The sequence below is a fragment of the Methanosarcina sp. 1.H.A.2.2 genome, assembly GCF_000979975.1.
In the GTDB taxonomy this organism is placed as follows: Archaea; Halobacteriota; Methanosarcinia; order Methanosarcinales; family Methanosarcinaceae; genus Methanosarcina.
In genome coordinates this window covers 1-11,418 of sequence record NZ_JJQL01000087.1, presented here as the reverse complement: position 1 = coordinate 11,418, position 11,418 = coordinate 1, and the positions used below count along the sequence as shown (strand labels likewise).

Here is an 11,418-nt window from a genome sequence, read left to right as displayed (position 1 = left end):
GTACTTTTAGTGGGGATAACTGTAAATTACGGCATTAAAGAAAGGAAGGAATTACAAGCTTTCTCTGAGTAACGAAGTAAAGAGGGGGCTATAATTATTGTATTGTAGTTTTTGAAATTTCCGGTATTGAACTGTAAATCCAGTTGTATCAAAAAAATTAGTACTTAATCTGATTAAAAGCTGTATATCCGGGAAAAATTATACCTTAACAGCTACCAGAATGAAACTAAAACTGCATTAGTCGTCTCAGTAAGCTCAAAGTGCCGGATAAAGCCTATTCAGCTTTCAAGAAGGAAGATATGCACTTCATAGCTGTTAATACGACAATTGAATTCTCAAAGAGCCTATTTTATCTTTACTATTTATTTTCAGGCACTCAACCGTATGGGTTAAAATAACATGCATTTAAAGACCAAAAAATTTTGTTAAAATCTTCTCGAATTAAATGTAGTAGCTCGTACCTAACGACTGAAAAATTTGTACCTGTAAGTGCAGTTACTAAAAAGGTTACTGGATAATTAAATAACTAAAAAGGTTACTGGATAATTAAATAACTAAAAAGGTTACTTGATACTAAAATAACTAAAAAAGTTACTGGATAATTAAATAACTAAAAAGGTTACTTGATACTAAAATAACTAAAAAAGTTACTGGATAATAAAATAACTAAAAAAGTTACTGGAAACTAAAAAAGGTTACTGGAAGAATTACTGCATAATCCTTCTAGTTTCAATATAATACCTTTTCTCGTTTTCCTTTCCAAGGGAAAAGGATTTTCTTGGGAGAATCCCCTTCTTTTTTATTAGAGCAAAGAAATCGCTTCTTTTGAAGGACGGAAGGAAAAAACCAATACTTTCAGGCTCTTTTCCGAGTTTTTCCACTACTTCAGGGTCATGTTCATATTCAACCGGATAATCGTCAATAACCTCGTCAAGGGTTTCAACCTCCAGGTCATGCTCAGGGTTATCAAAGATGAGGACGCCGCGCCTGTCTTTTGTAATAAATTCGATTGAATGTCCGGTTACTTGACTCTCAGCATATTGGGCAGTTGAATTGCCTGATGGAGCTTCTATAATTCTCGCATTGAACCTTTTAAGCAGTTCCCCAGGGTCAACCCCTCTTACAATCCTGTGAATTGGCTCAAAAGTAAGCCCCGGATCATGAATGTTTACAAGCTCTACAAGTGCGTATCTGGCCGGGTGGTTGTCCGGGACCGTCCCTTTAATTTTCTCCCAGAAACTCTTTGCTGCAGCAAGGCTGTGGTTTCCATCTCCAACAAGGAGGGTCCCAAGAGCCTGAATCCTTTCCGAAATCTCCCTAATTGTCTTTTCATCGCTGATCTTAAAGCCTTTTATATGGCCGCCGTCTTCCATCAGGTCAAAATCATAAATCTGGTTTCCTTCATAAACAGGACTATCTGTGTTCAGAGGAATAACGGAAAAGTCCGGGTCGTCGTATAAAACAAGAACATGCGTAAGCTCCAGCTCTGCATTTTCTCTTATCATGACTCTTGCAGGAAGCCTTTCTTTGATTGTTTTTTCAGTCGGCCTGATAAAGGATTCAGATCCATCATACTCGTATCCTTCCAGATCGATTGCGACAACCAGACCTGTCCTTTCACTCCCTGAGACAGCACGCTTTACAAGAACAAAGCAGGGGCCATGATCAACAAGAGTAGCTTTGTAATTGTGCATTGCCTTATGAATATTATTTACTCTATTTTCATCTAAAGGAAGATAGATTTCAGGGTAAATTAAATTGAGAGTAGAAGGAGTATCTCCAACAAATTCTTCTACTCTTCTCCAGTACTCTATATCCTGAGTATGCTGGTCACAGGCAATTACTGCCCATTCGCTCCAGTTAGCCTCTGGAAGAAGAATGTGAGGAACGTGCAATATCATGGTTAATTAAAAATAAAGAGAAGATATAAAGATTTCTAAACACATTCCTAAACTCCTTCTCTAAATACCTTCTTTTGGCATATACTGAAAGCAAAGAATAGAGCCTCCTCTTTTTATTGAAGGGTACTGTGTAGATAGCTATTTTATCGAGAACAGCCTGTGTTAGGTTCTGTAAGGAATAATATGTAAATGTGTGGGATAATTTGAAAACTGTCATGATCCGGATTGGGAACGAGGCAAAGTGCTTTCGTAAATGGATATGGAAGGGCCTGTTGTCCTATACTGTCCGGATAGGCAGAATTCTCGCAAAAATTCTCGACCTCTGCATTTTTCCGGAGATCCTGGACCTTTTATGGCAGACTATAAAACCCAATACCCGAAAGCTAACTTCGGTAGAGGAACAGGAAGCACGAACCGTATTTGGAGACGGCATCAATTACCGACAGGTGCGTATCGACGAAAATTCGCTAATTGCCTGGCTCGGGGCAAAGATAAACAATTGCTCGGGCATGGGTGTTACCACCTTTCATACAATCAACTTCAACGAAAAAATTAAGACCGCTGCAGGTAATTCAGACATGAAGTGGCTTATTCATGAATTAGCCCACATAGCACAGATGGAACACGTCGGTTCGAAATATCTGGTCGAAGCAGTTTATGCACAGGCAACAGAAGGATACGGATACATTCCAGGTGCAAAACTGCATTTATATGAATATAACCGCGAACAACAGGCTTCGATTGCTGCAGATTATTATATCGCACGTATTTCAGGCAACTCAACAGCTCCGTATGATACTTATATTGCAGAACTGCAAGCAGGGGAGTTATAACTATGGTCTTATCCTGACCCTGTCCTCTTCTACAACTACAAAACTACAACTACAAAACTACAACTACAAAACTACAACTACAAAACTACAACTACAAAACTACAACTACAAAACTACAACTACAAAACTACAACTACAAAATGTCTTTTCCAATCATTACGTAATTGGCATTAAAGTACTGTAATTTGAAAATTATCACTTTTATTAAGGAAGCCGTAAAGGTTTCTATACTTATAGATGTACTCGTATACCTATCTCAAGCTGACTTTCGGGAAGAACTCCTCTTTTTTTCTAAAAGCACCCATAACTTCTCGCATTCATCAGCTGTCAGTCCGATCTGTTTGACCAGATATTCTTCTGTTTTTTCGTTTTTTACCGTCCCTTTTAGCAGATTACTTATTGTATCCCTGTGGTGCCCTGTTATCCTTTCAATACTTCGTATTCCATTTTTTTCGAGAAAAAGCCGATATATCATCCTTATTTCAGTTCCGGGCAGATGCTTGCGATAAACAGCTGTACCGACTGTTTCCATGAAAAATTTCCCACAATGCTTACAATAATATCTCTGGTGTCCGGTCTTATATTTTCCACGTTTTATTACGGCTTTTCCTTCCTCCTTAAGATGATACTCACATTCAGGATTTGGACACACGACTTCATCTGTTTTTTTGGTTATACGATTTCCCCTCCCTGAGTCCCGATTTGACTATCTGGTCTATTACGCATATTCCACACATATTTCCGAATTTTGACAAACAATTCAATGCGAGTCATATACTGAAATAATTTAATTAATAAGTTATGGATTTATTGATATATTTATCTTACTTATTGCGATGTCTTCAAGAAAGAGATTTCTGCAAAATTAGTCAATGTACATCTCGAAAAAAACCAAATACATTAGAAAAATATTTGCAATTATCTTCTCTGGGAATCCATACTACATTACTTTCCCGCACATAAACTACATACAGGAAAGCTTCGTGCAAACTGAAGGAAGTTTTCGGATAGAATTTAGAGAATTAAGCCATTACTTGATAAGGAAATGCAGAGAACTGGATTTTGTTAGCCCTTAATTTGGGAGTTAGAAAGTTGATTTCAATGAAATACGGCAAAAGATCTGAGTATTTCTTATTCTGATTGAACTAAGTTGGGTTTTCTAAGATAACTCTACATTACATAAAACAAAAAGCCAAAAGTGATAAGCCGTTTACTCTTTACAGCTATGTTTTGGAGAGATATTTTTATCCCTTTTCTGCAAATATATATTAATCTGGCCTGCTAATATCGTTTTATGCCTGTAGAAACAAGAGAAATTTCAGTCACTGGAAAAGAAGATTGTGGAATTGTTGATATTACTGAAACGGTGTCAGAGGAAGTCAAAAACTCCAAAATAAGAAACGGGACAGTTACGGTCTTCTGCATCGGGTCAACCGGAGCAATAACCACAATGGAATTTGAGTCAAACCTTTCAAAAGACGTTTCAGAAACTCTTGATAAGCTAATCCCTCTGAATAAGGACTACCATCACCACAAGACCTGGGGTGATTACAATGGAGGTTCTCATTTAAGATCATTGCTCATCGGCCCGAGCCTTACTGTTCCTTTTGTTGAAAAAGAATTGACACTTGGGACCTGGCAGCAGATTGTATACATAAATTTTGACAGGATTGAAAGGTTGAGAAAAATCGTGCTGCAGATTATTGGGGAATTTTAATTCTCGGGGAATTTCGTTATTTTTCCAGGCTGCGGATAATACTGGACGAAATTGCAATTCCCATGCAGGTGTCCAGCGTCACTGAAGACATAAGCCCTATCACCTTTCCGGTCTGCAGGATCGGAGAACCGCTGTCCCCGGGCTCCGGCATATTATAGCACTGGAAGCCCAGAAAAAGCAGTGAAGCTCCTGCGTTAACCACCCTGCAATTGATGGCGTGGATATCATTAACAAGCACAGCCTGCTCCAGTTCAGCTGCGCTGCCAAGCTCGGTGATTTCAAACGTGCAGGCCGGAGGAAGCTCTATCAAAGCTAAATCAAAATCCTTTAAAACACGCGTAACAGCGAGTTTTGTTCCGTCAACTGTTAAATGGTCTCCTTCCCCCCGACGAAATATATGAGAAACCGTGACCATGTAAGGCAATCCTTTGAGCGAGATAACAGCCCCGATGGTACAGCGTTCTCCCTTATAGAAAAAAGAACCACCCGATTTTATCATAAGCTTTCCTCAACCTGCCGATTTTTCTTAGGTCTGGTCTTAGGTCTGGTTTATGGTATTTTTGATGTCTAATTCTATTTCCGGTTTTTACGTTAAATTGTGATTTGTTAGCCTGCTCATTATTGGAACAAAACGTACCTGGTGTGGACGTTCTATGGATGTTTCAGAAATAATACTAAGCGAAGTATTGCCTGAACTGAAGAGACAGGTTGCTGGTGTATAAAGTAGAAGGTTATGCAAATTCTTTAACGATATCCCCCTGAATGGGGAATTATCCTGTGAACTCGTTTTTGGTACTCCCGGTATTCGTCGCCAAACTGTGACACAAGCCTGCTTTCCCAGTGCAGGGACCCCAGATACAGGTATATGGTAGACAAAAGGTATATGACAAGCAGATTGACGGTCATAAAGGGCGTGAGCCACATTATGACCAGGCCTGAGAGCAGGAAAGGGTCCCTTACCCAGCGGTAAATGCCCCGGATATTCAGGGGGCCTGCTTCGGGAGTCTTTGGTGCAGATAGCTGTGAGCGTAATTTAAACCTGTGGGGTGCATCAAGCAGTGCTCTGGGAGCAACGATTACAGCAATCAGCTGTCCCCCGACCATCAGCCAGAGCCAGGGTGAAGGTACTATGTAGAGAATCGGCCCCGGATTTTTAATAAGCAGATAGACGAGCGGCGCTATCGTTACAAATGCGATGAGGCTGTATACCGGCATATAATATCTTTCTGCCCTGGAACCCACGACTCGCATGATGAAGCGTTTGAAGGGCAGGCTTGCCGTAAGGCTGTGAATAGCTGCAAATGCAACCAGACAAAAAACAAGGATAATTGTGGACGAAACCAATTCCAATATTCCCCATTTTTTAATTTGAATAACCTGGTATTTAGCATTTGTGAACTGATGGGGCTGTCAAATTTTCTGGTACTAATCAATTTTCTAAATGTTCCCACACCAGTATCTAAAAATCTTACTTTATAGATTCCTGATACATATTAGAAGTTCACTCAATATAGAGCAAACAATACAAATCGATACCGCTTTTTTGTACCCTTTTTTTATAACTCTAATCATTCCTGAAGACACTAAAAACACGGCTGACTTAAGTATAAATATTAGGATGTTGTAATATGGTCTGTGTAACAATCTTCATAATGTGTGTCCCTTAAATTACTCGCTCAAAACCAGGCTGTGTGTATATTGTTAAATTGAATTTCTGGTCAAAGGAGCATTTTTGAACATATCAGAGTCCAAACACGGGGTTCATACCAGGCACATACTCTGAGAATAATTTGAAGTTGCAACAAACTAAAAAAAGAAAATTCTTACTTAATTAACCTAAAAAAGAAGTTTTTCCCTTCTAATTTGGAAAAGGAGCCTTTTAAATCCTTGATTAAGAAGATAAACGTTTTATATTGTCTTTTAATGAGGTCTGATCACAATGAAATATCACAATTTTAAACCATATGCAAAATATGGATTATTTCTCATATTTCTAATTAGTTTGGTTGGCACTGCGTGTGCAGATACAAATCAACTTGTGTATTATGACTGGTCTGCAGACACTGGAAATACTATAGTTGACACCTCCGGAAACGGAAATAACGGTGCAAATTATGGCAGCACAACCTTCATTCTGCCAACTGGACAAATGGCAAGACATTTTAACGGACAAAACAGAATAACAATACCTAACAATGAACAGCTGGCATTTACTGATCCATATATAACATTTGGGGTATTTTTCCGTTATAATTCTAACAATCCGACTAATTGCACATATTTAGTTTCTAAAGGCAATAACACATGCAGTCTCAGCATTGACCATACGGATTCAATACTGAAATATGAAGTTTATGCAGATGGTCATGCTATTTTCGGCTGCAGTGCAAGTCCTATACAGCCTGACGAAGATTATGAGGCTATTGTGACATATGATGGTTCTCATGCTCAATTGTACATCAATGGAATTTCTAATGGAAAAGGTGTAGATTATACTGCAGCTGCTTTAGGCCCCAGCTATAACACGGATGACTGGACGATAGGATCATCTCCCGATACTACGTACGGGCTAAACGGCGAAATATATTCTTTTTATATTTATGACAGAACGTTAACTCCATCTGAGATATTAGATTTATATGTGAATGATATCCACACCGTAAGGGATTCAGATAAACCCGGAGGCATTGTTCTAACATGGGACGATGCAGCAAATATTCATACGTGTTATACACATTTGCCAATTTTCCAAAAGTATAACGCTACATGCACTATGAATGTAAATAAAGTAAGCCACAGACCACAGGCTATAATAGATGAACTAAATGCACTTCATGAGGCTGGATGGGAAATAGCTGCACATGGGTATAACCACACAGATTCAGTTATATTTCTACAGAATAACACTCCTGAAGAGTTTCTAGACCAGGAAATATTCCCGAACATCGTAGAAATCACCCGGTATGGTTATCCGGTTTATACCTTAGCATATCCCTTTTCGCATAGAACTCCAACTACTGATAGAATACTAGCTCCATATTTCCGGACACTCAGAACGGGAGTCCCCGATGTTGTAAATGATAATGTAAATGAAACATTACTGGCTTATTACGATTGGGACAATGCTCGACTTCTGTATGGTGTTGAAATAGATAACAGTGCTAATGTTAGCTTACAGTCCATAGAATATGGGATTGATCACGCGATAACAACAGGGAGCGTATTAGTCTTATATGGGCATGCAATTACTCCAACTGGTGATGGACGATATCAAACTTCAGAATCGAGACTGGACTCAATTCTAGATTATACCAGTCGTAATGGCGGAGTATTTTATCACATGGGAGATCTGGGGGATTCATCCTGGGTGCGACCCTCCAGATTTTCTAATGTGACTGCAAAATTCACAGTTTCTACAAATCGTTTATCGGCCGGGAAAGATGTAACGTTTGTGGATTACAGTATCAACCAGTCCACTGAACTGCTTGATTTCGGGGACGGTTCGCCTAAGAGTAGTACTGCAAATGTTACTCATACATATACAACACCAGGAACTTATACGGCTAATCTAACGGTAACAAATGACGTTTCCAGCGATTCGATGCTTAAAACAATTACAGTTGTTCAACCTGCGGCTCCAGTTGCTAGTTTCACCAGCAATAAAACAACCGGAGTTCCGCCACTGAGTATAGCATTCACAGATACATCAACCGGACTTCCAACATCCTGGTCATGGAAATTTGGAGATGGAACTTCTTCAACTGATAGGAATCCAACACATACTTATTCCCTGGCAGGAGATTATACCGTCAACCTGACAGTAAGCAACCTTAACGGCACGGATTCAAAAACTGCTGTTATAACTGTACTGGAAAAAGAAATTGATATACTTCCGACAGCAGATTTTACCGCCAATCCTACTAGCGGCTCTGCTCCCCTTTCCGTCCTCTTTACTGACCGTTCGCAGAACGCAACATCGAGGAGCTGGAAATTTGGGGACGGAACTACTTCAACTGATCGGAATCCAACGCATACTTATTCCCTGGCAGGAGATTATACCGTCAACCTGACAGTAAGCAATCCGAATGGTACGGATTCAAAAACTGCTGTTATAACTGTGCTGGAAAAAGAAATTGATATACTTCCGACAGCAGACTTTAGCACAAATGTCACCAGTGGATATGCTCCCCTCGCCGTTCAGTTCAATGACCGTTCGCAGAACGCAACATCGAGGAGCTGGAAATTTGGGGACGGAACTACTTCAACTGATAGGAATCCAACACATACTTATTCCCTGGCAGGAAAATATACCGTCAACCTGACAGTAAGCAATCCGAATGGTACGGATTCAAAAACTGCTGTCATAAATGTACTGGAAGAAATTGTGATACTTCCTGTAGCAGACTTTACCGCCAGTCCTACTAGCGGCTCTGCTCCCCTTTCCGTCCAGTTCTATGACCGTTCACAGAACGCACTATCGAGAAGCTGGAACTTTGGAGACGGAACTACTTCAACTGATCGGAATCCAACGCATACTTATTCCCTGGCAGGAAAATATACTGTTAGCCTGACAGTAAGAAATCTTGACGGCATAAATTCAAAAACTGCTGTTATAACTGTGCTGGAAAAAGAAATTGACATACTTCCTGTAGCAGACTTTACCGCCAATCCCACTAGCGGTTCTGCTCCCCTTTCCGTTCTCTTTACTGACCGTTCACAAAACGCAACATCGAGAAGCTGGAACTTTGGAGATGGAACTACTGCAACTGATCGGAATCCAACGCACACTTATTCCCTGGCGGGAGACTATACCGTTAACCTGACGGTAAGCAACCTTAACGGCACGGATTCAAAAGTTGCTGTTATAACTGTGCTGGAAAAAGAAATTGACATACTTCCGACAGCAGACTTTAGCACAAATGTCACCAGTGGCTATGCCCCCCTCGCCGTTCTCTTTACTGACCTTTCACAAAACGCAACATCAAGGAGCTGGGACGTTAACAATGACGGAGTCGAGGACTCAAACGCGGCAAGCTTTGTTTATGTGTATCCTGCTACAGGGACTTACACCGCTAAACTGACTGCGATCAATGCAAAAGGCAATGATTCAAAAACTACGACAATAGCTGTAGAGAGAAAGAGTAGCGGAGGAAGCAGCGGCGGTGGTGGTGGTTCTCCTGAACCTGCAAAGAATGTCAAAGCAAAGGAACTTTCACAGGCGTTCATTACAAACGGAAAAGAAGTAAAGTTTGATTTCACAAAGAAAGCCACTGCTGTTGTATATTTGAGCTTCAATTCAAAGAAGACTGCTGGTAGGACAAAGACCACTGTTGAGATGCTGAAAATTAGATCTATGCTTACCCCGGATGCTCCCACAGGTGAAGTCTATAACTACCTGAATATCTGGGTTGGCAACAGTGGATTTGCAACTCCAAAGAATATCGAAAACGCAGTCATCTGTTTCAAAGTTGATAAATCCTGGATACAGGATAAAGGCATTGACAAGTCTTCAATCATCCTGAACAGGTACAATGACAAGAAGTGGAATCCATTGCCCACCAGCCAATCAGGAGAAGATGGCAGATATCTGTATTTCACAGCCAAAACTCCGGGATTCTCGCCCTTTGCAATAACAGGTGAGAATACAGCAAAAGAAACCGTGACTGAAATCCTGCCTGAACCTGACACTCAGGATCTTGAACAAAACAATACAGCATCAGAAGTTGAGCAGCCTTCTGAGCAGAAGGAAAAAACAAGCATGCCTGGATTTGAAATGATTTACTGTGTTATCGGGTTGCTTGGAGTGTTTTTGTATAGAAGACGATAAATTGCAGTTAGATGGTGGAGATAACTGATTCCACTATCTAATTTCTTACCTTTTTTTAAGTTCGTTTGGGATTCTCAGAGTCTCTTTTTCAAAGGCTGTTCCAGAGGAATATGATTTTTGTTCAAGGATAGACCAGTACAGGCGGCCTATTTTTTCTTGTATGTTGTGGTGAACATGATCATTTATTGTTTGGTTTCCAGAAGCTTAAAAACATCAATATATTTTTTATACATGCTGGTCTTTCTGAAATACAAAATAAACAAAACTAACTGTCCCAGAGCGTTTCCATGTTAGAAGAACTCCTCACAACCCTCACTCCCAGGCAAAAAGAAGCAGTTGAACACACTTCAGGCCCTCTATTAATTCTTGCAGGTGCAGGCACGGGTAAGACAACTGCCATCACTGGCAAAATTGCCTGGATGATCGAAAAACAGGAAATTAAGCCGGAAAAGATTCTTGCCCTTACTTTTTCAAGGGAAGCTGCCAGAAATATGGAAAAGAAAATCCATGAGCTTCTCGGGCAGGGAGCTAATGTGAAGGTAAGTACTTTTTATATTTCATTCGACAGATCGACATTTAATTTTTGATAATTTCTATTGATGGTGATTTTGAAATAATGCTCTATAATTGTGTGTAGTTGTTAGGTTTACATATGATCCAAACATAATCTCTCATACCAAACTTTAACGAAAAAATAAATCCGTGTTTATATATGTCGTGGAAGTTGAGCCACACATTAACCAGCTTTTAACATAATATATAGTTGGCTAAGATTCTAAAACGGCATCATGAAACATATTCAAAATTCCAATGTCGACCTGCCGAAAGCAGGTTTCATGCTTTCAAGGTGTAGATCAGCAGCATGGACAAAACTCAAAGTCCCGGTCTTGCCAGCGTCTGCCGACATTTTTCTTTTTTTCATTGGAGGTGCCCCTAACATATATAAAATTTATACCTCCAACTGTATATTAAACCCAATTAAATATTTTGGTTTGAAGGTTTCAGAAACAAATGTTTAAAATTAATAATTAATCTCATAATTCCGACTTTCCGCAAATGTCCTCAAAAATAAAATTATTTTTATTAAATGGCCAACTGTCAAATTATAATTGACCTTTGTTAATGGCAATTCGTTGATTC

9 protein-coding genes are annotated in these 11,418 nt (G+C 39.7%); 4 read left to right on the top strand and 5 right to left on the bottom strand.

What is annotated here, in order from left to right; all coding sequences use genetic code 11:
* Positions 1-707 precede the first annotated feature (707 nt).
* Entirely contained in the window at positions 708-1,901 is a 1,194-nt protein-coding gene (locus tag EO93_RS13625) for a DUF1015 domain-containing protein (protein WP_048163075.1), read from the bottom strand.
* 203 nt (positions 1,902-2,104) lie between these two features.
* Here EO93_RS13625 and EO93_RS13620 point away from each other — a divergent pair, with 203 nt between their 5' ends.
* Complete coding sequence (locus EO93_RS13620) at positions 2,105-2,734, top strand: hypothetical protein (protein ID WP_235284272.1); 630 nt, start codon at positions 2,105-2,107, stop codon at positions 2,732-2,734.
* 256 nt (positions 2,735-2,990) lie between these two features.
* On the opposite strand, the gene EO93_RS13615 is transcribed toward EO93_RS13620, so the two are convergent.
* Positions 2,991-3,266 carry a hypothetical protein gene (locus EO93_RS13615; RefSeq protein ID WP_156161331.1) on the bottom strand — a complete coding sequence of 92 codons (276 nt, stop codon included), beginning with the start codon at positions 3,264-3,266 and terminating at the stop codon, positions 2,991-2,993.
* A gap of 762 nt (positions 3,267-4,028) precedes the next feature.
* On the opposite strand from EO93_RS13615, the gene EO93_RS13610 reads away from it, so the two are divergent.
* Positions 4,029-4,451: a secondary thiamine-phosphate synthase enzyme YjbQ gene (locus tag EO93_RS13610; protein ID WP_048136395.1), complete on the top strand. Its 423-nt coding sequence runs from the start codon at positions 4,029-4,031 to the stop codon at positions 4,449-4,451.
* A 16-nt stretch (positions 4,452-4,467) separates the two neighbouring features.
* Here EO93_RS13610 and EO93_RS13605 read toward each other — a convergent pair whose 3' ends face one another.
* Together EO93_RS13605 and EO93_RS13600 are read right to left on the bottom strand one after the other, a co-directional pair.
* Positions 4,468-4,950, bottom strand: a complete 483-nt coding sequence (locus EO93_RS13605; RefSeq protein ID WP_048163070.1) for a trypsin-like peptidase domain-containing protein — start codon at positions 4,948-4,950, stop codon at positions 4,468-4,470.
* A 245-nt stretch (positions 4,951-5,195) separates the two neighbouring features.
* Positions 5,196-5,795: an NnrU family protein gene (locus tag EO93_RS13600; RefSeq protein WP_048136397.1), complete on the bottom strand. Its 600-nt coding sequence runs from the start codon at positions 5,793-5,795 to the stop codon at positions 5,196-5,198.
* A 595-nt stretch (positions 5,796-6,390) separates the two neighbouring features.
* Here EO93_RS13600 and EO93_RS18565 point away from each other — a divergent pair.
* Together EO93_RS18565 and EO93_RS13590 are read left to right on the top strand one after the other, a co-directional pair.
* The gene (locus EO93_RS18565; RefSeq protein WP_156161329.1) at positions 6,391-10,278 is read left to right on the top strand and encodes a PKD domain-containing protein; all 3,888 of its coding nucleotides are present in this window, start codon (positions 6,391-6,393) and stop codon (positions 10,276-10,278) included.
* 287 nt (positions 10,279-10,565) lie between these two features.
* Complete coding sequence (locus EO93_RS13590) at positions 10,566-10,865, top strand: UvrD-helicase domain-containing protein (protein ID WP_048163069.1); 300 nt, start codon at positions 10,566-10,568, stop codon at positions 10,863-10,865.
* A 212-nt stretch (positions 10,866-11,077) separates the two neighbouring features.
* Here EO93_RS13590 and EO93_RS18520 read toward each other — a convergent pair whose 3' ends face one another.
* A complete protein-coding gene (locus EO93_RS18520; protein ID WP_255350230.1) occupies positions 11,078-11,200 on the bottom strand; it encodes a hypothetical protein in 123 nt (40 codons plus the stop codon).
* Between the last annotated feature and the right edge of the window lie 218 nt (positions 11,201-11,418).